The sequence below is a fragment of the Marinobacter mangrovi genome, assembly GCF_016798325.1.
GTDB lineage: Bacteria > Pseudomonadota > Gammaproteobacteria > Pseudomonadales > Oleiphilaceae > Marinobacter_A > Marinobacter_A mangrovi.
The window spans coordinates 1-22,411 of the sequence record NZ_JAERVO010000004.1 but is presented as its reverse complement, the minus strand read 5'-3'; the positions used below and the strand labels follow the sequence as shown (position 1 = coordinate 22,411).

Genomic DNA, 22,411 nt, shown 5'->3' with positions numbered 1-22,411 from the left:
AACCGCTTAACGAATCTTCAACGTGGCCAGTCCAACCAGGACCAGAACCACCGTCACGACCCAAAACCGCACGATGACGCGCGGCTCGGGCCAGCCCTTCAATTCAAAATGGTGATGCAACGGCGCCATCCGGAAGATGCGCCGCCCGGTCAGGCGGTAGGATGCCACCTGCAGGATCACCGAAACCGTTTCCATCACGAACACGCCGCCCATAATGAACAGCACCAACTCCTGGCGAACGATCACCGCCACGACACCCAGCGCGGCACCCAGCGCCAACGCGCCCACATCGCCCATAAAGACCTGGGCGGGATAGGTGTTGAACCAGAGGAAGCCCAACCCGGCGCCGACCAGAGAACCACAGAACACGATCAGCTCGCCGCTGCCCGGCAGGTGCGGGATCAGCAGATAAGAGGCGAATTGCGCGTGGCCGGACAGATAACAGAAGATGGCCAGGGCCGCGGCCACCATGACCGTCGGCATGATCGCCAGCCCATCCAGTCCGTCAGTCAGGTTGACGGCGTTGCTGCTGCCCACAATCACGAAATAGGTCAGCAGGATAAAGGCGGCGGGCCCCATCACAATGCTGACGTTCTTGAAGAACGGCAGGTACAGCGATGTTTCCTGCGGCAGGCTCGATGAATAGAACAGGGCAATAGCCGCACCAGCGCCAATCACGGACTGCCAGAGATACTTCCAGCGTGCCGGCAGGCCCCGCGGGTTCCGCTCGACCACCTTGCGATAGTCGTCCACCCAGCCGACGGCCCCGAACAGCAGCGTCACCAGCAGGGTGATCCAGACATAGCGGTTGGTCAGGTCGGCCCAGAGCAGGGTGCTGACCGCGATCGCCACGAGGATCAGCGAGCCCCCCATCGTGGGCGTACCGGCCTTGCTCAGGTGGGTTTGCGGGCCGTCGTCCCGCACCGCCTGACCAATCTGGTACTGACCCAGCTTGCGGATCATGTAGGGCCCGATAATCAATGCGATCAGCAGTGCCGTCAGCACGCCGAGAATGCCTCGCAGGGTGAGGTAACGGAAGACCGTCAGCTCGTCAAAATACTGCGCGAGGAAGTCTGCTAGCCAGAGCAACATCAGTCTTTCACCTTCTTGATCAATGCTCTGACCACGTTATCCATGGCAGAACTGCGAGAACCTTTTACGAGAATGGTCATGGGCGCCGCCTGGTGCGCGAGCAGCCAAGCCACCGCCTCGTCGTGGGTGGCAAACGCCTGGCCGCCTTCGCCAAAACCGGCGAGGTAACCGTCGGTATTGGGTCCGACCGCCAGCAGATGCGACACCCCCTGCTTACGGGCAAACGTGCCGATATCGGCATGCAGTTTATGGGCGTCGGGGCCAAGCTCGGCCATGCATCCGAGCACCGCCACGCCCGTGCCTGGCTGTCGGGACAGGTAATCCACGGCCGCCTTCATCGATGTGGGATTGGCGTTGTAGCTGTCATCGATGAGATTGACGCCGGACTGTAACTCAATCTGCTCCAGTCGACCTTTAACGGGTTTTAATTCATCCAGCCCGCGATAGATGGCGTCGTCGGTGGCGCCCAGCTCGCGGGTCGCCGCAATGGCCATCAATGCATTCAATAAGTTGTGGGTTCCCGGGAGGTTGAGTCGCACCGGCGCAATCCAGCCGCCCGGACCGACTGCCTCGAAGGTCACCTGGCCATTTTCTGAACGAACATTACGATAGTGATAGTCCGCGCCCTTATCGTCGGTCGTTGCCACCGTGAGCACCCGGCGCTGGCCGGCGCGCTTGCGCCAGATCGGACAGGCCGGGTCGTCGGCATTGAGAACGACGGCACCATCCAGGTCGACACCCTCCACGATTTCACCCTTGCCTTCGACGATGTTCTCATAGCTGCCAAAGCCCTCCAGGTGGGCTTCACCGGCATTGGTGATCATCGCCACTTCAGGTCGGGCCAGGTTGACGGTATAGGCGATCTCGCCGACCCCGCTAGCACCCAGTTCGATCACGGCGTACTGATGTTCCGGCGACAACCGGAACAGGGTCAGCGGCACCCCAATGTGGTTGTTCAGGTTGCCCTGGGTGGCCAGGGTTTCACCCTGGTGGCGCAGGATGCTGGCCAGCATTTCCTTGACGGTGGTCTTGCCGCTGCTACCGGTGACCGCCACACAGCGGGCCGAACTGGCCAGCCGGTTGCCCAGCGCCAGGCGACCCAGCGCCTTGAGGGTGTCGTCCACCACCAGTTGCGGGATCGCGACGCCGTCCACCGGCTGATCGACCACCGCCGCCACGGCACCCGCCTGGGCCGCATCCAGCACATAGAGATGGCCGTCGAATCGATCACCGCGCAGGGCGACGAAAAGATCCCCGGGATTGATCGTCCGGGTGTCGGTCGACACGCCGCTGAATTCAACGGTCGCCGATTGCGGGCTGGCACCGGCCATCTCGGCCGCATCCTGGAGGGTGAACCGCTGCATCATTGTTCTGCCTCCCTGTCGACCAACGCCTGACGCACGACGCCGGCATCGCTGAAATCGTGCCGCTCGCCCTGGATTTCCTGATAGGTTTCGTGCCCTTTTCCAGCCACCAGAACCACATCGCCCGGCAGGGCTTCGAAAACCGCCTGCCGGATCGCGGCTTCCCGATCGTGGATCACCTCGGCCCGGCCGGGGTTGGCGAATCCCGCCATGATCTGACTGACAATGGCCCCCGGGTCTTCGGTGCGGGGATTGTCATCGGTCACGATGATGCGATCCGCCAGTTTTTCCGCAACGGACGCCATTTCCGGACGCTTCCCGGTATCACGGTCCCCCCCGCAACCAAAGACGCACCACAAATCACCCTCCACATGCGGCTTGAGAGCCTGCAGGGCGTTCTGAAGCGCATCCGGGGTATGGGCGTAGTCCACCACCACGCGAATGCCGGCGGCACCGGCAAACACTTCAAGCCGGCCCGGCGGAGGCATCAATTTCTTGGCGGCCGAGACCACGTCATCCCGCGACAGCCCCAGCTGCAACGCGGTGGCGATCGCCGCCATCACATTACTGACGTTAAACGTTCCCAGCAGCGGCGCCGACAGCGAGAACTCACCCCAGGCGCCGTCGAAGGTGGCGTCGAAACCATCGGCATGGGCGGTCAGCGACTTCAGCCACAGCTCGGTCTGGGATTCGTGCAGGCTATAGCGGACCCGGTCGCATAGCCCGTCCAGCTGGCCGTAGAGCTGACGCCCGAACGGATCGTCAAAATTGATCACGGCGAACTCGAGCCCATCACGACGGAACAGGAGGCTCTTGGCCTCGGCATAGGCCTCCATACTGCCGTGATAGTCGAGGTGATCCCGGGTCAGGTTGGTGAAAATGGCGCCGCGAATGCGCACATCGTTCACCCGTCCCTGATCCAGCGCATGGGACGACACTTCCATCGCCACGGCCTTGCCACCGGAAACGCGGATCTTGCGCAACGCCTGGTTGATGGTGATCACATCGGGCGTGGTATGGGTCGCCGGCGCCATCTGACCGCCCACGCCGTAACCCAGCGTGCCGATGATGCCGCAACTGTGGCCGGCGGCGCTCAGCAGCTGGCTGACGAAATAGGTCACCGACGTCTTGCCGTTAGTCCCGGTCACGCCGATCACATCCAGTTCATTGGACGGTGATCCATAGAATCGATCGGCAATGACGCCCATCTGTTGTTTCAGCGACGGCACGGCCACGATCAGAGCCCCCGACTGCTCGTAACAGGCCGGCTCGGCGTCATCCACGTCGAGCAGGACGGCAACGGCGCCCGTCTCAATGGCATCGGCCACATAGTGATCCGCTGACGAAGTGGCGCCTGCGATCGCCACGAAGGCATCGCCGGATTGAACTTTGCGGCTATCCGCAGTCAGCCCATGAATCGTGACATCGAATACCGACGGAACGTCGACGATACCGGTCAGGAGATGGTTCAGGGATGTCATGCTCATGGCTTACCCCCTGCCCCCGGATGTGTCCCGTGGCTGGGATGCCACAGGATTATCATCGAGGTCCGGGCGCACGTTCAGCAAACGCAGCGCGTCACCCATGACCCGGGAAAAGACGGGAGCGGCAACTTCCCCTCCATAATACTCCCCACCCTTGGGCGCATCGACAGCGACAACACACACAATGCGGGGGTTATCCACAGGCGCCATGCCGGCGAAAATAGCCTTGTACTCACTGTCCTCGTAGCCGTGCTGACCGACCAGGTGGACGGTGCCGGTTTTGCCGCCCGCCTCGTAGAAACCGATCTGGGCGCGCTTGCCGGTACCGTCTTCAATCACCGCCTGGAGCATCTCCCGCACCTGGGCGGTAATGTGCTCCGGAATGACGCGTTGCCCCTGGGGTGGTTCATCCCGCTTGATCAGGCTCAGCGGATAGCGGATACCGCCATTGGCCAGGACCATATAGGCCTCTGCCAATTGCAGCGCATTGACGCTGAGTCCGTAGCCGTAGGACAGGGTCGCCACTTCCACCGGGTGCCACTGGGTAGGGGCCGGCAGCACGCCGACGGCCTCGCCCGGGAAACCGATACCGGTGGATTGCCCGAGCCCGACGCTAAGGAACATGTCACGGATCGGATCGCCCCCCATTTTCGCAGCAATCTTGCTCATTCCCACGTTGCTCGACTTGGCAATGATGCCCTTGAGATCAAGCACGCCGTGGTCGCTGGTGTCCCGGATGGTGTAGCGCCCAAAACGAAGATAACCCGGATTCGTATCGATCCGGGTTTTCGGGGTCACCACACCGGCCTCCAGGGCGGCCGCCATCGTGATGGGTTTTATCGTCGATCCGGGTTCGAACAGATCCGTAATGGCCTTGTTCCTGAGATTGGCCGGGTCCAGCTGACTCCTGTCGTTGGGGTTGTATGACCCCTGATTCACCATGGAGAGCACCTCGCCGGTGTCCACATCCAGCACCACCAGCGTTCCGCCCCGGGCATGATGGGCCTGTACGACCGCCTTGAGCTCCCGGTAAGCCAGATACTGCAGCCGCAGGTCCAGGCTGAGCTCCAGGTTGCGACCCGGCTTGGCGTCTTTGACCAGGCTCAGGTCCTTGATGACGTGGCCACGCCGATCCTTCAGCACCCGCTTGCTGCCGCGCTCACCGGACAGCCAGTCGTTGTAGGCCAGCTCCATGCCTTCCTGACCGTGCTCGTCGATATTGGTGAAGCCCACGACGTGAGCGGTCACTTCGCCGGTCGGATAGTAACGACGGTATTCCCGGCGGCTGTAGATCCCGGGAATATCCAGCGCCATGGCTTTGCGCGCCAGACCCGGCTGGATCTTGCGACTGACGTAGATGAATTCGCGACTGGCATAACGCTTCAGACGCGATCGCAGGTCGCCCTCACTGACGCCGAGCATCCGGGCCAGTGGCGCAATCCGGGGATCGTTGGGATCCATTTCGCTGGGGTTGGCCCAGATGGTCTGAACCGGGGTGCTGACCGCCAGCGGTTCACCGTGACGATCGGTGATCATGCCGCGATGGGCATCGATGGTCTCGGTGCGGACGGTGCGGACTTCGCCCTGGCGCCGCAGGAAATCCTGATCAACCACATGCAACTGCACCAGCCGCGCCGCCAGCGCCACCATGACAAGCACAAACGCGCCCAGCACGGTGGCATGACGCCAACCGGCCAGACGCGCTTTCAGCTTCTGCATGGTGCTGGGTGTCGACTGCGATGTGGACACGTTTCCCTACCCTGACGGCTCGATATAATCGTTGTTATGGCTGCGACTGCACCAAGACAATGTCCTGCTTGCCGGGCACAACCATGTCCATGCCCTGAGAAGCCCGCGCCTCGACGCGGCTATGGGCACTGAGTGCACTCTGCTCCAGCAGCAGCTGACTCCACTCCCGCTGGTATCCATCCCGCTGCGCCTGTAGCTGGGCCAGGTCGTTGAACAGCACCCGGTTCTCGTGGGCGCTGTAGACGACGCCGATCGCCGAGAACACCAGCACGCTGGCCAGGCCCGCAGAAATCAGCACATGACGCTGGCACAGTCCGGCAAAAATCCGGCGCGACAGGCGCATGGCCGTGTTGACGCCGGCCTTCATGGTTTCCGGATGCAGACGCTTGCGGGTCTGGACCTGGGGCCGTTCAATCGTTACCGCTGCCATTGCTATACCTCACTCTTCCCTGACCGACGCTCCAGGACACGCATGACGGCGCTCCGGGCCCGAACGTTGTCGGTCACTTCGTCTGTTTCTGCCTTGACGGCCTTACCGATCAGGCGGAAGTCCGATGCCGCCTGATCGGCCGTCACCGGCAACCCGCGGGGCAACTGAGGCCCTCGCGCCAGATCCCGCATGAACCGCTTGACGATGCGGTCTTCCAATGAGTGGAAGCTGATCACCACCAGACGGCCGCCCGGTTCGAGGTGATCGACCGCGGTTTGCAGGCCGGCTTCCAGGTCTTCCAGTTCCCGATTAATAAAAATGCGCACGGCCTGAAATGTCCGTGTCGCCGGATGTTTGTGCTTTTCCTTTTTGGGCACGGCGCCGGCAATCAGCTCGGCAAATTCGCGGGTGGTCGCCAGCGGCTCTTCCGCCCTCCGCGCCACGACGGCCCGCGCGATACGGCGGGAAAAACGCTCTTCGCCGTAGCGCCAGATGACATCCGCGATTTCGGCTTCCGGCGCGCTGTTGAGCCACTCCGCCGCACTGGGCGACTGCTGGGGATTCATCCGCATATCCAGCGGCCCTTCCCGCATGAAGCTGAAACCACGCGCGGCATCGTCCAGTTGTGGCGATGACACGCCGAGATCCATCAGCATGCCGCTGATGCTTTGCCAGCCGCTCTCCATCAGAAACCGTTCAAGCTCGGCAAAAGAGCCGTGACCAATATGAAAACGGGAGTCGGCTTGCGCCAACTCCCTGCCGACTGCGATGGCCTCGGGGTCCTTGTCCACCCCGAGCAGCCTCCCGCCGTCGGAAAGCCTCTCCAGGACCAGGCGACTGTGGCCGCCGCGCCCGAAGGTTCCGTCGACATAACGCCCGTCGGCACGGACCACCAATGCGTCGACCGCCTCACTCAAGAGCACCGAAAGATGCTTGGGTGAGGCGCCTTTTTGCGCGGTCATAGGGAAAGTGACTCCATCTCCGGCGGCATATCGTCGTCATCCTCGGACTCATCCAGCCATGCGAACCAGCGCTCTTCGCTCCACAGCTCCAGCTTTTTACCCTGACCGACCAGCATCAGTTTCTTTTCCAGCCGCGCGTAACTGCGCAGCGTCGGCGGCACCAGCACCCGGCCGGCACCGTCCAGTTCCAGCGGCGTGGCGTGGCCCAGCATCTTGCGCTGCAGCCGGCGCGCCGCCTTGTTCATGTTCGGCAACGCCTCAATCTGGGGGCGGATTTCGTCCCATTGCGGCTCGGGGTAAACCAGCAGGCAACGCTCCTCGTCGGCATTGGCCGTCAACACGATGCGGCCGCCGCACACTTCGGCGAGCTCCTCGCGCACGCGGGTCGGGATCGCAATGCGCCCCTTCGCGTCCATGTTGATGGCATGACTGCCGAGAAAGTTGCTCATAAATGCTGCCAGTTGCTGGCCTCAAACCGGCTGGATCGCCGGGGCCAAAATCAAGAGCGGGCAATTTTCCCACTCTCGCCCTCCAAAAACCACAAAAAACCACTTCTATCCACTTTTTCCCACTTCTGCACACTATAGAAACACGAAAAATACAATGCAAGCGCCGTCAGAGGCGGCCCACCTGTAAAACTTCCTGTTATGACAAGGGTTTAGAAGGAGAAGAGGAGAAGCTACTCGGAAATGGAGACAAGAACCTTCGATAAATCAAGTAGCTGAAGCACTATTTATACAAAAAACCTGAGGAGTAAGAATTTTTCGCTATATCAGGAGGGAAATTCGAACAACAGAGATCACACGGAAGAAAAGAAAAGCGAGCTCGCCTGTAAGCCGGGTTCTGTCGAGAACAGTCATTCATCTAGGGCTTGCGTCACCACAAGCCTCAAGCAACCTACCCGAGTCCAGCGCGGGCCACGCCATCGGACTCCTATTTGGTCTTGCTCCAGGTGGGGTTTACCATCGCCGTGAACTGTTGCCAGTCACGCGGTGCGCTCTTACCGCACCTTTTCAACCTTACCGGCGCCCGAAGGCGCTTAGGCGGTTTCCTTTCTGCTGCACTTTCCGTCGGCTCACGCCGCCCAGGCGTTACCTGGCACCTTGCCCTGTGGAGCCCGGACTTTCCTCCCCCGTCCGCCAATGGCGGCCGGCGGCGACTGCCCGGCGAGCTCAGGCGAGACAATACGCCGCCCGCCCCAGGCGTGCAAGCGAAAAAGACCGCAACATCACGCCTTCAGGGCGAGCGCCCTCTGGTAAAGCTCATTGCGGGACAAGCCGGTCAGCTCGGACGCCATCCGCGCCGCCACCTTGACCGGCACCTCGCGCAGCAGCACCGTCAGCAGCTCATCGGGATCGATTTCGGTGGCGGCATCCTCCGACGACACCGGCGCGCCCGCCACCATGACCACATACTCGCCCTTCTCGGCGTAATCGTCCTCGGCGAGCTGCTCGACCACATCCTCGGCCGTCCCGCTGTAAAACGTTTCGAACGCCTTGGTCAGCTCCCGGGCGAGCACCACAGAGCGCTCGGCACCGAAGGCTTCGGCCAGCGCCACCGCCGTTTCCCGAATGCGATGCGGCGCTTCATAGAAGACCAGGGTTCGGGATTCGTGCCGCAAGGCCTTGAGAGCGTCCAGCCGCGCCTTACGCTTGGTGGGCAGAAATCCTTCGAAAGTAAACCGGTCCGTTGGCAGACCGGCCGCACTGAGGGCCGTGGTGATGGCACAGGGACCGGGAATGGGCACCACCGTCAGCCCCTGCTCGCGCGCGGCACGGACCAGGATGAATCCCGGATCGGAAATCAGCGGTGTGCCGGCATCGGAAACCAGCGCCACTGACTCACCCTGTCGCAGGCGTTGCAGGACCGATTCATGACGCTCGCGCTCATTGTGCTCATGCAGGGCCACCAGAGGCCGGTGTAGGCCCAGCACCTGCAGGAGGCGTTGCGTGTGGCGCGTATCCTCTGCAGCAATACAATCCACCCTGGCCAGAATATCGGCCGCCCGCTGACTGATATCGCCCAGGTTGCCGATGGGGGTGGCCACAATATAAAGAAGGCCGCAGTCAGCAGCACTTTCGGGCATGGTGTCTTTCCTGAAGTTGCGCGATGCACGCCGGGTTTGCGAATGACAGCGACGTCATGAGAAATCCACGGCGAACTGGTAAACTCGCTTCTTGGCAAATTTCCGGCATGATGCCCATGTTCCGCCGGCACCACAAGCGGCGGCATGGCAGGACGTCCCGCGGGATCGGTTGCGGCCGCGGAATTCCGAACCATTCGCCCTACTGTGAGCATTGCATGACGATGAGAGAGTTACTTCGCCTTCGCCCTGCGTTTTTCCTGGCCCTGGCCGTCTTGATGGCCGGCTGCACCCCCATGGGCATCCAGCCCGACCAGGCTGACACTCCGGAGGGCGCGCTGGCGATTGCCGAATCCTCCGGCTATTCCGATACCGCCCTGCGTGGTCTTCTGAGCACCGCCGCCCGCTACCAGGACGCCGACCGTCATAAGGACGCCCGCACCATCCTGCGCAGCGAAGCCTTCGACAAGGCTCAGGGGGATACGCTCAACCAGTATCGTCTGCTGGCCATGGGCAGCATCATCGCGCTCGATGACCGGGGCTGGGCCGCGGACTTCGCCGACGTCCTGCCGGTGGATCAGTTCTCGAAGTATCCCGATAACCGCCAGACCCAGGCGGCACGCCTGCAAACCAGCACCTTCGAACTTGCGGGGCAATACCTGAAGGCGGCACAGACACTGATTGCCTCCAGCCCGATTCGTCCCAATGGCGGCACTCTGGCCGACAACGATCGGATCTGGCAGCTGCTCAAGCGGGCGCCGGACAGTCAACTGAACGCGGCGGCCCAGACCGCCATCGGCTACGAGCAGCAGGGCTGGCTGGAGCTGGCCCTGTCCCTGCGCCAGCCCGGTGTGACGCTGGACACCCAGGGCCGCACAATTCGCCAGTGGCAGAAAAACTGGCCGGATCATCCGGCAGCCAACCCGCTGCCCAGCGAACTGCGCCTGATTATCACGCTTTCGGAAGAGCGCCCCGGGCACATTGCATTGGCACTGCCCCTCAGCGGCCCGCTGGCCGAAGCAGGTCAAGCCATTCGCGATGGTTTTTTTGCCGCCTTCTATGAGGACGACAAGCGCAATGAGGGCACGAAAACCCGCATCCAGGTCTTCGACACCAACGATCAGGCGTTTGATGCGCTCTACGACCGCATCCAGCAAACCAAGCCGGACCTGATCGTCGGTCCGCTCGACAAATCCGCCCTGGCCAAGGTCGCCGACCGCGCCTCCCTGCCAACGCCGGTGCTGGCCCTGAACTATCTGGAAGACGGCCAGTCGCATCCGGATCAACTGTATCAGTACGGCCTGTCTGCAGAAGACGAAGCTCGTCAGATTGCGGATCGCCTGATGGCGGATGATCGCACGCAAGCCGTTGCCCTGATCCCTTGGGGCGACTGGGGAGACCGCGTGGAAAGTGCGCTGATCCAGCGCATGAACCAGGATGGCGGCAAAATCCTCAACGCCGTTCGTTACGACCCGAACGAAAATCTGCGCAAGACGGTGGCGGACCTGTTCGGCATCGACCAGAGCCGTCAGCGGGCCATCACCATCGAGCACACCATCGCCCAGAACGTGGAGTTCGAAGCCCGCCGCCGGCAGGACATCGACGCCATCGTGCTGGTGGCGTCCCCGACGATCGGCCGTCAGTTCAACCCGCTGTTTGCGTTCTATTTCGGTGGCGACCTGCCCGTTTACTCGCCCTCCACGATCTACACCGGCCAGCCGGACCCGAGTCGTGATGGCGACCTGGAACGGGTGCGTTTCACCGACATCCCGTGGATGCTGAATCCGGACAGCGAACGTCGCCAGCGGGCCAGCGCCGCGTTACCCGACGTCACCCAACGCTATGGACGCCTGTTCGCCATGGGCATGGACGCTTATGCCCTGTCCTCCAAGCTGCAGCTGCTGTCGCAGGTCCAGGGCAGCGACGTCGACGGGCTGACGGGGACACTGAGCATGACGCCGGACGGCCTGGTACGCCGGGAACAGGGCTGGGCGATTTTCCAGAAGGGCGTCCCGGCACCGCTGGACGAACCGGTCACTGACGAGCCAGCGCATGAAACGCGCCAGGACGCACCTTCACGCGACGCAGCCATTGACAGGACAACACCCGCGCCGGCGACCGGCGCGACGGCGCCAACCAGCGAGTAACCCCATGCGCGAGACCAGGGACGGTCGGCGCAAGCAGGGCGAGCAAGCCGAAGAGGCCGCTGCTCGCTACCTGGCACGCAAAGGCCTGCACATCGTTGGACGCAACTTTCATTGTCGGGGTGGCGAGCTGGACATCATCGCCCGGGATGGCGAGACACTGGTCTTCATCGAAGTCCGCTATCGCGGGACGACCAGTTACGAAAATCCCATGGAGTCGGTCACCCCACGCAAACAGCAACGCCTGATTCGAGCCGCCAATTACTACCTGCAGCGGCACCAACTATGGCAATATCCCTGTCGCTTCGATGTCATCGCCATCCAGCCGGGACGTTTACGCCGCTATCAGGCCCATTGGATCAAGAATGCTTTTGATGCCTCATCATGACTGAACAATCTGCCGATTCGCTGATCAACGCCATGTTCGCCGAGCACATGGAAAATGCCGCCCATGCCGCGGCCGAAGTGGGCCCTGCACTGGATGCGGTCGCCGATACGCTGGTGGCATCACTGCTGACCGATGCCAAGATCCTGATGTGCGCCAACGGCGGCGCCAACTGCCTGACGCAGTACTTCTGCACCAACCTGCTGAACCGCTTCGACCAGGATCGCCCCGCCTTACCGGCGATTAATCTGGGTGCGGACGCCACCACCTTCTCCGCCATCTGCCGGGACAATCGCTTCAATGAGACTTTCTCGCGGCAGGTGAGAGCCCTGGGCAAAGACGGCGATACGCTGTTCGTGGTGGTCGACGACGGTCATAAGGCCAACCTGATCCAGGCGATCCAGGCGGCCCACGACCGCGGCATGAGAGTGGTGGTTCTCAGCGCCCGGGAAAAGACCGACGTCACCTCGCTGCTCCATCCGGACGACCATGAGTTAGCCCTGCACAATCTGGGCAATGCCCAGGCCACCGGGGTATTTGTCGTGATCATGAACGCCCTCTCGGCCCTGATCGACCAGAAGATCTTCGGCGGCTGAGCCGATCGCGACAATCTTTCGCCCATAAAAAAGCCGACCCGAGGGTCGGCTTTTCAGCATCCATTCATCCTGCGCCATGGCTGGCGTTTATTTCACCACTTTGAGGCTGGGCTTGCCGGATGGGCGTTCGGGCTGACTCTGCCCGTCACCGGAATCCGTACCCGTTCCATCTGGATCCGGCGTGCCCGGCTCACTGCCAAACACCATGCCTTCGCCGTTCTCGCGGGCGTAGATGGCCAGCACCGCGACCATCGGTACCGACACCTGCATGGGAACGCCGCCAAAGCGCGCGTTGAACTCAAGGGCGCTGTTGCCAATCATCAATCCTTTCACCGCACTGGGGCTGATGTTGAGGACGATCTGACCGTTGGCCACGTGCTCCGCCGGCACCTGGACACCCTGCACGCCCGCATCCACCAGGATGTAGGGCGTGCAGTTGTTATCCAGAATCCACTCGTTGAAAGCGCGCACCAGGTAGGGCCGGCTTGCTGTCATTCTGAATGCCTTCTCAGACATAACGCCTCCCGCTCAGGCTCGAAAATACATGGGTTCGGCTTAGCTGCGAATGTCTTCTTCGAGATCAGACAGGCTCGCCTTGAACCCCTCACGCTGGAACAAACGCTCCATGTACTTGATCAGGGGCTTGGCCTGCTTCTCGGAAAGCTCGATTCCCAGGGCCGGCAGGCGCCACAGGATCGGACCGATACAGCAGTCAACGATGGTAAATTCCTCAGACAGGAAGTACGGCATCTCGCCAAACAGTGGTGCCGTGGCGAGCAGGCTTTCGCGCAACTCCTTGCGGGCGGCATCGGAGGCCTTGGCATTTGGCTGCGCCAGGATCTGGTCGACCAGGCCACACCAGTCTTTCTGGATGCGATGAATCATCAGACGGCTGTTGGCACGGGCAACCGGGTAGACCGGCAACAGCGGCGGATGTGGAAAACGCTCATCCAGGTATTCCATCATGATATTGGGCTCGTAGAGCACCAGATCACGATCAACCAGCGTGGGCAGCGCGTTGTAAGGATTCAGGTCGGAGAGTTCCTCCGGCGGGTTATCGGGATCCACGTCGACAACGTCCACCGTGACGCCCTTTTCAGCAAGTACGATACGCACCCGGTGGCTGTAATGGCTCGCCGGATCGGAAAAAAACGTCATTGATGACCGCTTGGTCACAACGCCCATAGAACTACTCCACGATTGCAGATACACAGAGATGAAATGGCTAAACGCAAAATTCCAGCGGGCTGACTTGCGCCCTACTGGAATTCTTGCAAAGCGGGATTATACCTGATTCTTTAGTGTACGTCTTTCCAGTACTCCCGATTGAGCAGGAAAGCAAACACGAAGAAGATGGCAATAAAGATCAGGACAAACATCCCCAGCCGCTCACGCTGGAGCTTGACCGGATCAGCCATGTAGGCCAGGAAGTTGGTCAGATCGTACATGGCGGCGTCGAAGTCGCCGGGATCCATGGTTCCCTCGATCGCCCACTCCGGGCAGGCGGTATCGTTCACCTCATTGCCGCTGAGCGGATCGATGCGCGACTGGTGGCCGATTTCCGGCTTCACGGCGCACAGCCCCTGCATATTCACCAGAACATGGGGCATGCCCACGTTTTCGAAAACCACATTGTTGACGCCCATGGGGCGGGAATCGTCCTTGTAGAAACCGCGCAGATAGGAGTAGATCCAGTCCGTCCCACGCAGGCGGGCCTCGAGTGTCAGATCCGGCGGCGGGTTGCCGAACCAGGCTTCGGCCTGGTCCTTGTCCATACTGTTCTTCATCAACTCACCGATCTTGGCATCGGTAAAGATCAGGTTGTCCTCGTAGAGCTCCTCCGGGATCCCCGTGTCATTCGCCACCCGCTTGTAACGGGCGTACTGCATGGAATGGCATCCCATGCAGTAATTCGTGAACAAGGCCGCCCCCCGCTGCAACGAGGCTTTGTTGGAGAGATCCGGCTCCATGTGATCGAGGGGCATGCTGCCTTCACCGGCCGCCATACCCAGGACCGGCAAACAGATCAGGAAGAGACCCGCAATTATGTTTCTCATCACCCTGTCACCCTCTCCGGAACCGGTTTCGTTTTTTCCATCCTTGTATAGAACGGCATGAGGATAAAGTAGAGGAAATACAGCGTCGTCAGCACCTGCGCCAGACCGGTGCGCAGGGCGCTCGGCGGCTTGATGCCCAGGTAGCCCAGCACGATGAAGCTAATGGCAAAGATGGCCAGGGCAACCTTGCTCATCCAGCCCTTGTAGCGCATCGAGCGCACCGGGCTGCGATCCAGCCAGGGCAGCACGAAAAGAATGGCAATCGCGGCGCCCATGACCACCACACCCCAGAACTTGGCCGGCAGGCCGAACAGGTCCACCGTCACCGAGCGCAACATGGCGTAGAACGGCGTGAAGTACCACACCGGCGCAATGTGCGCAGGGGTTTTCAGCTGGTTGGCGGGCTCGAAGTTCGGCTTCTCCAGGAACAGACCGCCCATTTCCGGGAAAAAGAACACAACGACGCAGAAGATGAACAGGAAGACCGCCACACCGACTATATCGTGAACGGTGTAATAGGGATGGAAAGGGATACCGTCTTTGGGGATGCCGTTCTCATCCTTGTTCTTCTTGATTTCGATGCCGTCCGGATTGTTCGACCCCACTTCGTGAAGCGCCAGGATATGCAAAACCACCAGACCCAACAGTACGATGGGCAGCGCGATCACATGCAGTGCAAAGAAGCGATTGAGCGTGATGCCGGAGATGAGGTAATCACCGCGAATCCACAGCGAGAGGTCGTCGCCGATGCCGGGAATGGCGCCAAACAGGTTGACGATCACCTGTGCGCCCCAGTAAGACATCTGCCCCCATGGCAGCAGGTAGCCCATGAAAGCTTCGGCCATCAGCACCAGGTAGATCAGCATACCGAAGATCCAGATCAGCTCTCGCGGCTTTTGGTAGGAGCCGTACATGAGGCCACGGAACATGTGCAGGTACACCACAATGAAGAAGGCAGAGGCCCCCGTGGAGTGCATGTAGCGCAACAACCAGCCCCACTTCACGTCCCGCATGATGTACTCGACCGAGGCGAACGCCCCTTCTGCGGTCGGGTTGTAGCTCATGGTCAGCCAGATGCCGGTCACCAACTGGTTCACCAGTACCAACATCGCCAGCGAGCCGAAGAAGTACCAGATGTTGAAGTTCTTGGGCGCGTAATACTGGGCCAGGTGCTTGTTGTATGCGTCGACAATGGGAAGCCGGGCATCAATCCATTGAATGAGTTTTTGCATCACGCAGCCTCCGGATCAAGACCAATGGTCAGGGTGGTCTCCGAGTCATAACGGTAAGGCGGAACTTCGAGATTCAGTGGCGCGGGCTGACTCTGATAGACGCGGCCGGCGAGGTCGTAGTGCGAGCCGTGACACGGACAGAAAAAGCCGCCCAGCCAGTCCGGCCCCAGATCAGGAGGCGCGACTTCCGGCCGATAGGTGGGCACGCATCCCAGATGGGTACAAATACCGACAAGCACGGCGATGTCCGGCTTCAAAGAACGGTAGATGCCCTCGATGTATTCAGGTTGCTGGGAGGCCTCTTTGGACTGCGGGTCTTTGACCGTGTCGTTGAGCTTCTTGATGTTGTCCAGCATTTCGTCGGTCCGTCGCACTATCCAGACCGGCTTGCCGCGCCACTCAACAGTCACCTGCTGTCCCGGCTCGATCTTGTCGATACTGACAGAGACCGGGGCTCCTGCCGCCTCGGCTTTGGCGCTGGGATTCCAGGACGCCACGAACGGCACAGCCGCCCCAACGACACCCACACCCCCAACGACAGACGTAGCACCAATCAGGAAGCGGCGCCGGCTTCGGCTCACGTCGCCATTATTCATTATGGTTATCTCCCACCAGGCGATGCGAAGCTGTCCCTACAGGCCGCACATCGTAAGACTTCACAACCCGAAATTTAGTTGTTGAAAATAGTAGTTAAATACCCTGACCCTTACAAGTTGGCAATCCGTGTCGCACGGCGACATCAGGCGCCTCGACGCTAACGGCCCCCTGAATTCCAGACAAAAAAAAGCCCGGCAACGCCGGGCTTCTCTTTGACACCAGAGTGCCAATTAACGCTTGGAGTACTGAGGACGCTTACGCGCTTTCCGCAGACCCACTTTTTTACGCTCGACGCTACGGGCATCACGAGTCACGTAACCCGCCTGACGCAGAGTCGGACGCAGCGTTTCGTCATAGTCCATCAGTGCACGGGTCAGACCGTGACGGATCGCGCCGGCCTGTCCACTGGTGCCACCGCCTTCGACGGTGATCTTGATGTCAAAACGCTCCAGAGATTCGGTCAGGGCCAGCGGCTGACGCACGATCATCTGCAGGGTCTTACGACCGAAGAACTGCTCGATGGTGCGATTGTTGATGGTGATGTTACCGCTACCCGGCTTGATAAATACGCGCGCCGTAGAAGTTTTGCGGCGACCAGTACCGTAATTTTGTGCTACAGACATATTCGCCTTCCGTTAGATGTCGAGTTCTTTGGGCTGCTGGGCTGCGTGCGGATGCTCAGCGCCGGCATAGATTTTCAGCTTCTTGAACATGGCGCGACCCAGCGGGCCCTTCGGCAGCATGCCCTTGACGGAATGCGCAATCACCTGTTCAGGCGCTTTGTCGATCAGCTTCTCGAAGTTGATCTCACGAATACCACCCGGGAATCCCGTGTGATGATAATACATTTTTGCACCGGCCTTCTTGCCTGTGACACGCACCTGCTCTGCGTTGATCACAACAATGTAGTCACCCGTGTCGACGTGGGGCGTGTATTCCGGCTTATGCTTGCCCCGCAGACGAAGGGCGATTTCGGTTGACAGACGACCCAGCGTCTTGCCGGCTGCGTCTACAACGTACCAGTCACGCTTAACGCTTTCTGGTTTCGCACTCAGAGTCTTCATTGATTCCGCCTTTGTAACGCGTATAACGAACGTTAAAGGCCACCGCTAACCAGCGCACATCACGCTCAACGGAGACCTTCGACCTAATAATATTGCCGGCGTTGCATCATTCGGGGCTGAGATGAATACATCGCCTTGAAAAGCCAGGGCGCGCAGTATATAGAAATCGACCTCCCGTGCCAAGCCCTTGTGGCTTTTTTGCTCACGACCAGGCCGTGGCGTAAAGCGTTTCCACGTTCGCCAGTAGCTGCTCACGTATCTGCGCTTCCGGCTCCGACCTCAACTCACATAATGCCTTGAATACAAAAGGCAGGTACGTTGGCCGATTGTCGCCCTTGCGCACGCCATCGGGGGGCATATCCGGCGCGTCGGTCTCCAGCACCAGCCGCTCCAGCGGCACTTCGGCCACCGCCCGCCGGGTTTTACGCGCCCGCGAGTAAGTAATTACCCCGCCAACCCCCAGGTAACAGCCCATATCCGTGAGCGCCCGGGCCTGCTCCGGACTGCCGGAAAAGCCATGCACCAGGACCGGGGCCACCAAACGGCGGCGCCGCAGGACGGCCGCCACCTCATCGTGAGTGCGCACCGAGTGAATCACCAGCGGCAGCGCCAACTCAACAGCCAGATCGACCTGCGCCTCAAACCAGGGCCTTTGCGTCGCCAGATCCCCATGCAGCCGGTCCAGCCCGCACTCTCCCAGCGCCACACAATCGGCCGGCCGGCTGGAGAGGATCGATTTCAACCGTTCCAGATCGGCGTCGGTGTGCCCGTCTACGAACCAGGGATGAATACCCAGGCAGTAGCGCGTGGACGCATCGCCGGCGGCCACCGCCTGGACCCGTGACCAGGTCGCCGCCTCCACGCCGGGGATCACCAGCCCGCCGCCCTGCTGGGCGTGAAAATCCTGCAGGATCTGCTCTCGCTCCCCGTCGAAACAGGGAAAGTCAAAGTGGCAATGGGCATCCACCAGCATGAGGCGTTCCTTCTGCGGGCGTCAGTGCTCCCGCGTCTTGTTGAAGCGGATATCCGGGTGACGCTCCTGCGCCAGCTGCAGGTTGACCATCGTTGGCGCGATATAGGCCAGACGGTCGCTGCCATCGAGCGCCAGGTTGTCGTACGCCTTGCGCTCGAACTCTTCCAGCTTGCGCTCGTCATCGCAGGTCACCCAGCGAGCGGTGGCGACATTGATGGGCTCGTAGACCGCTTCAACCTTGTACTCACTCTTGAGGCGAGCCACCACAACATCAAACTGCAGCACACCCACCGCACCGACGATCAGATCGTTGTTTTTCATCGGACGGAAGACCTGCACGGCCCCCTCTTCCGAGAGCTGGATCAGGCCTTTCTGCAGCTGCTTTGCCTTTAGTGGATCCTTCAGACGGATACGGCGGAACAGCTCCGGCGCGAAGTTGGGAATGCCGGTGAACTTCATGTCCTCGCCAGTGGTAAAGGTATCGCCCAACTGGATGGTGCCGTGGTTGTGCAAGCCAATGATGTCCCCGGCAAATGCCTCGTCGGCGTGCTCACGGTCGCCGGCCATGAAGGTCAGCGCATCAGCTACGCGTACGTCTTTGCCGATACGGACGTGGCGGGTTTTCATGCCCTGGCTGTAGCGACCGGATACAATGCGAAGAAAGGCCACGCGGTCCCGGTGCTGGGGATCCATGTTCGCCTGGATCTTGAACACGAAACCAGAGAACCCGTCTTCAGCGGGCTCCACGGTGCGGGTGTCGGTTGCACGCCCCTGCGGCGCCGGCGCCCATTCCACCAGACCGTCGAGCATGTGATCGACGCCGAAGTTGCCCAACGCTGTACCGAAGAAAACCGGCGTCAGTTCACCACGCAGGAACGCATCCTGATCGAACTCATGGGACGCCCCTTTCACCAGCTCGATTTCGTCCCGCAGATCCTGGGCGTAGGCGCCAATCGCCTCATCCAGTTCCGGATTGTCCAGACCGCTGATGATGCGGCGCTCCTGGATCATATGCCCCTGGCCGCTCTGGTAGAGGATGACTTCATCGCGCAACAGGTGGTAAACGCCCTTGAAGCTCTTGCCCATGCCGATTGGCCAGGTGATGGGCGCACACGCGATTTTCAGGACATCTTCCACCTCGTCCATCAACTCGATGGGATCACGGGTATCGCGGTCCAGCTTGTTCATGAAGGTCAGGATCGGGGTATCCCGCAGCCGTGTGACCTCCATCAGCTTGATGGTCCGTTCCTCAACACCCTTGGCGCTGTCGATCACCATCAGACACGCATCCACCGCCGTCAGGGTCCGATAGGTATCTTCGGAAAAATCTTCGTGGCCCGGCGTGTCCAGCAGGTTGACCAGCTTGTCCGCATAGGGAAACTGCATGACAGAGGTCGTCACGGAGATCCCCCGCTCCTTCTCCATCTCCATCCAGTCGGACTTGGCGTGCTGGCCGGATTTCTTGCCCTTGACGGTGCCGGCGGTCTGCAGGGCCTTGCCGAACAGCAGGACTTTCTCGGTGATGGTGGTCTTACCGGCGTCCGGATGCGAGATGATCGCAAACGTCCGCCGCTTGGCGATTTCCGCGGAAAGCGAAGTCATAGTGTAAATAGCCTGAATTGACGCAAATGGACTGGAAAGCCCGACATTATAAATTCTGAACAGCCCGGACGCGAACCCGGACTACTCCTTACAGATAGCGACTCTCTTCGAGCGTGACCAGGCGCTGGGGATGGAACACCATCAGGCTCGCCACCACCACACCGTTAACGAAGGCTTCCGGAATCACAAACAGCGGCATGTAGCGCAGGTACTCGGTGTAGAGGGTATGCCAGTCGTAGACTCCGGCGAGACCAAGAATGGCCACCATGACCGTACCGGAGACCGCAGCGGCGATCGCCGCTCCGAAGTAACCACAGAAAAACAGGTAGGCAAAAAACAGACGAAAACCGCATCGCCGCTCCCAGAGCACGATGCCGTAGGTCACGACAACCGGGAGGATGACGGTGACCACACCATCAAGCCCAATCGCGGACCAGGGTTCGCGACCGATCAAAGCCATGATAAGCAACGCGACAACGCCACCCAGCATCGCAAAAGCCCATCCCACGGCCAGTGTCACCGCCGTGAGCCCCAGTACATGAATGCTCAGACCCGGCGACAATCCCGCTCGCACGCACCAAAGCAGAACCAGCAGGATCACGCTCGCGAAGACGGTATGCTGATAGAGTCGCTCGACGGCCAGCTGCGCCCAATCGGCTGACCAGAGCGCAAACACCACCACGCCCAGCAGGATCCCATCCATCAGCCATAGCCAACCTGCGCCAAGCAGTTCCGGCGTCAGCCCCATTCAGCCGGCTCCCGGCCCTTCCAGAGCGAGAACCAGGGCATCTTCCCGGGCAGGCGATGCCGGATAGTACCCCGGCCGCTCACCAATCTGGACGAATCCCTCCGTTTTGTAGAGGCCAATAGCAACGTCATTGGAACGCCGGACTTCCAGCAACACCCGGCACATTTTCTCTCGAAAGGACTCGCCAATCAGGTGTCGAAGTAACAGGCGTCCGGCTCCTGAGCCCCGCCACTGAGAGCCGACACACAGGTTGAGGAGATGGGCTTCGTCAAAGAGATAGGCAACAACAGCATAGCCCTGCAGGGTGTCCTCATCGGCCAAACCCCAAAGCCGATAGTCCGGCCGGAAACAATCGCGAAAGAGCGCCTCACTCCAGGGATGGGAGTAGCCGGTCAACTCGATCGAAAGGATATCGGGAATGTCTGCGGGATCGAGCGGCCTGACCCGGCGAGTGGCGGAAGCCACATCCTGATAGGATTGCCGCGGCCCCATTAGCGCGCCCCAATCACACGGTCCTGCAGCCGATGCCATAGGCTACGCTTCTTCTCGTGGTCTCCAGCCAATGCCGCAAGCGTATCGGGCGCCTCCACTACGGCTTCAGACAAGGCCGCCATAAGAGCCTGGTGCTGCTCTGGCTGCCCGCTCAGCGAGCCCAAACAAACGACTTTCCGCTGCCCGACCTGCTCTGCCAGGGAGTGCAGGATCATTCGCAGATCCCGGTCGGCGCTCTTCAAAACGCGCGGGTTGTTGAAGACAGGCCAAACCAGTCGCTTTTGCTGTATCTGGGTATCACCGATCGCACGCAGGATATTGGCCGCCAGTTTGGCCTGGAGCTCTTCGCTGACGTCTGCCGACACGGGGCTGACGAGAGCAAACTGATCGCCCCACCAGATCCCCATATCCACACTGACACCCGCGAGGGTCCGTGAGGCCTCATCCACCTCGAGCTCAGACGCCAGGCTATTCTCGGCGACAGATTCATGGGTGGATGCGTCCGGCTCGGGCCCTGCCTTGCTCGTTGCCTCGTCGGTTGCGGGCTTCGCTGGCGGGGTCGCCGAATCACCGCTTTTTGCCCCCCCGTCGATGCTCTGAAGCAGCTCCTTGACGCTTTTACCAGGTGGAAGCGGCGCGTCCTTTGGGTGATCACGAGTGGGGACGGAAAGACCGCCCTGAGCGTCGGAAGCACTCTTGCCCTCCGCCGTTTCCGGTTCGGTAAAGTCGAAGTCCGGACTGGGTGCGGCTCCTGGCAACGGGACACGCGCATACCAGAGCTGAACGCCCATGCGGGAGAGGTAGTACTGGCGCTCGGCTTCAGTGGTGGTCATGGGGCGTTACGGCGTTTTCCGGCTGCAGATTTCAGAGGCACGGGTGTGTGCTGGATCTGGAGAGTATACGTGATTCGGGGCGATGTGTTGATGGTTGGGTTTGAGTGGACCGGGCCTGTGGTGGCCGTGAGTGGCCGCCCGCAGGTCGGCGCCGCAGGTCACTTTTGTATGGCCAATAAAAAACCCCAACACGTTACCGTGCTGGGGTTTCGGATTTAGGAGCCTGACGATGACCTACTTTGCTCACGCCTGACGGCGTTCGGCCCTTCGGGCCCGTCGTCGCTCAGCTCCGACGTCCTGCACTCGCCTGCGGCTCGCTGGTCGCATGGGGCCGTGGTAGTGACAGAGACCCACGTATCCAAAATAAAAAAGCCCCGGCAGCTTACGCTGTCGGGGCTGTTTTATTTAGGAGCCTGACGATGACCTACTCTCGCATGGGCAGATGCCACACTACCATCGGCGCTGGTTCGTTTCACGGCTGAGTTCGGGATGGGATCAGGTGGTTCCGAACCGCTATAGTCGTC

The 22,411-nt window shown here is 60.8% G+C and carries 23 protein-coding genes, 1 rRNA gene and 1 other RNA gene; 3 read left to right on the top strand and 22 right to left on the bottom strand.

What is annotated here, in order from left to right:
• Positions 1–6: 6 nt before the first annotated feature.
• The 9 genes from mraY to rsmI form a co-directional block, all read right to left on the bottom strand.
• Positions 7–1,092 (bottom strand): phospho-N-acetylmuramoyl-pentapeptide-transferase, encoded by a 1,086-nt coding sequence (gene mraY / locus JL474_RS13080; protein ID WP_123636002.1) that lies wholly within the window; start codon positions 1,090–1,092, stop codon positions 7–9.
• On the bottom strand, positions 1,092–2,459 hold the full coding sequence (locus tag JL474_RS13075; RefSeq protein ID WP_123636001.1) for a UDP-N-acetylmuramoyl-tripeptide--D-alanyl-D-alanine ligase: 1,368 nt from the start codon (positions 2,457–2,459) through the stop codon (positions 1,092–1,094). Before JL474_RS13075 ends, mraY begins: the two co-directional genes overlap by 1 nt.
• The gene (locus JL474_RS13070; protein WP_203142416.1) at positions 2,456–3,943 is read right to left on the bottom strand and encodes a UDP-N-acetylmuramoyl-L-alanyl-D-glutamate--2,6-diaminopimelate ligase; all 1,488 of its coding nucleotides are present in this window, start codon (positions 3,941–3,943) and stop codon (positions 2,456–2,458) included. The genes JL474_RS13075 and JL474_RS13070 overlap by 4 nt, the downstream gene beginning before the upstream one ends.
• Positions 3,944–3,946: 3 nt before the next feature.
• Entirely contained in the window at positions 3,947–5,659 is a 1,713-nt protein-coding gene (locus tag JL474_RS13065; RefSeq protein WP_203142666.1) for a peptidoglycan D,D-transpeptidase FtsI family protein, read from the bottom strand.
• 64 nt (positions 5,660–5,723) lie between these two features.
• Positions 5,724–6,119, bottom strand: coding sequence for a cell division protein FtsL (gene ftsL, locus JL474_RS13060; RefSeq protein ID WP_123635998.1), 396 nt, complete (start codon positions 6,117–6,119; stop codon positions 5,724–5,726).
• Between the two features lie 2 nt (positions 6,120–6,121).
• Entirely contained in the window at positions 6,122–7,081 is a 960-nt protein-coding gene (rsmH, locus tag JL474_RS13055) for a 16S rRNA (cytosine(1402)-N(4))-methyltransferase RsmH (protein ID WP_203142415.1), read from the bottom strand.
• Complete coding sequence (gene mraZ / locus JL474_RS13050) at positions 7,078–7,530, bottom strand: division/cell wall cluster transcriptional repressor MraZ (protein WP_123635996.1); 453 nt, start codon at positions 7,528–7,530, stop codon at positions 7,078–7,080. The genes rsmH and mraZ overlap by 4 nt, the downstream gene beginning before the upstream one ends.
• A gap of 367 nt (positions 7,531–7,897) precedes the next feature.
• Positions 7,898–8,256, bottom strand: an RNA gene (gene rnpB, locus JL474_RS13045) — RNase P RNA component class A.
• A 53-nt stretch (positions 8,257–8,309) separates the two neighbouring features.
• Positions 8,310–9,167, bottom strand: coding sequence for a 16S rRNA (cytidine(1402)-2'-O)-methyltransferase (gene rsmI, locus JL474_RS13040; protein ID WP_203142414.1), 858 nt, complete (start codon positions 9,165–9,167; stop codon positions 8,310–8,312).
• Between the two features lie 221 nt (positions 9,168–9,388).
• On the opposite strand from rsmI, the gene JL474_RS13035 reads away from it, so the two are divergent.
• From JL474_RS13035 to JL474_RS13025, 3 genes are read left to right on the top strand one after another with little or no spacing between them, the layout of a single operon-like run.
• Positions 9,389–11,311 (top strand): penicillin-binding protein activator, encoded by a 1,923-nt coding sequence (locus tag JL474_RS13035; RefSeq protein ID WP_236012252.1) that lies wholly within the window; start codon positions 9,389–9,391, stop codon positions 11,309–11,311.
• A 4-nt stretch (positions 11,312–11,315) separates the two neighbouring features.
• On the top strand, positions 11,316–11,696 hold the full coding sequence (locus tag JL474_RS13030; protein WP_123635993.1) for a YraN family protein: 381 nt from the start codon (positions 11,316–11,318) through the stop codon (positions 11,694–11,696).
• Positions 11,693–12,289: a D-sedoheptulose-7-phosphate isomerase gene (locus JL474_RS13025; protein ID WP_203142412.1), complete on the top strand. Its 597-nt coding sequence runs from the start codon at positions 11,693–11,695 to the stop codon at positions 12,287–12,289. Before JL474_RS13030 ends, JL474_RS13025 begins: the two co-directional genes overlap by 4 nt.
• An 87-nt stretch (positions 12,290–12,376) precedes the next feature.
• Here the strand turns inward: JL474_RS13025 and JL474_RS13020 are convergent, their stop codons facing one another.
• From JL474_RS13020 to rrf, 13 genes are all read right to left on the bottom strand, one after another.
• On the bottom strand, positions 12,377–12,784 hold the full coding sequence (locus tag JL474_RS13020; RefSeq protein WP_190294993.1) for a ClpXP protease specificity-enhancing factor: 408 nt from the start codon (positions 12,782–12,784) through the stop codon (positions 12,377–12,379).
• A gap of 60 nt (positions 12,785–12,844) precedes the next feature.
• Positions 12,845–13,474 carry a glutathione S-transferase N-terminal domain-containing protein gene (locus JL474_RS13015; protein WP_123636770.1) on the bottom strand — a complete coding sequence of 210 codons (630 nt, stop codon included), beginning with the start codon at positions 13,472–13,474 and terminating at the stop codon, positions 12,845–12,847.
• A gap of 113 nt (positions 13,475–13,587) precedes the next feature.
• On the bottom strand, positions 13,588–14,346 hold the full coding sequence (locus tag JL474_RS13010) for a cytochrome c1 (protein ID WP_123636771.1): 759 nt from the start codon (positions 14,344–14,346) through the stop codon (positions 13,588–13,590).
• Complete coding sequence (locus tag JL474_RS13005; RefSeq protein WP_203142411.1) at positions 14,346–15,578, bottom strand: cytochrome b; 1,233 nt, start codon at positions 15,576–15,578, stop codon at positions 14,346–14,348. Before JL474_RS13005 ends, JL474_RS13010 begins: the two co-directional genes overlap by 1 nt.
• A complete protein-coding gene (gene petA, locus JL474_RS13000) occupies positions 15,578–16,174 on the bottom strand; it encodes a ubiquinol-cytochrome c reductase iron-sulfur subunit (protein ID WP_123636773.1) in 597 nt (198 codons plus the stop codon). Before petA ends, JL474_RS13005 begins: the two co-directional genes overlap by 1 nt.
• 231 nt (positions 16,175–16,405) lie before the next feature.
• Positions 16,406–16,798 carry a 30S ribosomal protein S9 gene (gene rpsI, locus JL474_RS12995; protein WP_123636755.1) on the bottom strand — a complete coding sequence of 131 codons (393 nt, stop codon included), beginning with the start codon at positions 16,796–16,798 and terminating at the stop codon, positions 16,406–16,408.
• 12 nt (positions 16,799–16,810) lie between these two features.
• Positions 16,811–17,239, bottom strand: a complete 429-nt coding sequence (gene rplM, locus JL474_RS12990) for a 50S ribosomal protein L13 (protein ID WP_123636756.1) — start codon at positions 17,237–17,239, stop codon at positions 16,811–16,813.
• A gap of 202 nt (positions 17,240–17,441) precedes the next feature.
• The gene (locus JL474_RS12985) at positions 17,442–18,212 is read right to left on the bottom strand and encodes a TatD family hydrolase (protein ID WP_203142410.1); all 771 of its coding nucleotides are present in this window, start codon (positions 18,210–18,212) and stop codon (positions 17,442–17,444) included.
• A 21-nt stretch (positions 18,213–18,233) separates the two neighbouring features.
• Positions 18,234–19,814, bottom strand: coding sequence for a peptide chain release factor 3 (gene prfC / locus JL474_RS12980; RefSeq protein WP_123636758.1), 1,581 nt, complete (start codon positions 19,812–19,814; stop codon positions 18,234–18,236).
• A gap of 88 nt (positions 19,815–19,902) precedes the next feature.
• Entirely contained in the window at positions 19,903–20,562 is a 660-nt protein-coding gene (locus tag JL474_RS12975; RefSeq protein WP_203142409.1) for an energy-coupling factor ABC transporter permease, read from the bottom strand.
• A complete protein-coding gene (gene rimI / locus JL474_RS12970; RefSeq protein WP_123636760.1) occupies positions 20,563–21,054 on the bottom strand; it encodes a ribosomal protein S18-alanine N-acetyltransferase in 492 nt (163 codons plus the stop codon).
• The gene (locus tag JL474_RS12965; protein WP_203142408.1) at positions 21,054–21,887 is read right to left on the bottom strand and encodes a hypothetical protein; all 834 of its coding nucleotides are present in this window, start codon (positions 21,885–21,887) and stop codon (positions 21,054–21,056) included. The genes rimI and JL474_RS12965 overlap by 1 nt, the downstream gene beginning before the upstream one ends.
• Positions 21,888–22,298: 411 nt before the next feature.
• Positions 22,299–22,411: ribosomal RNA gene (rrf, locus tag JL474_RS12960) — 5S ribosomal RNA — on the bottom strand; the annotation flags it as partial.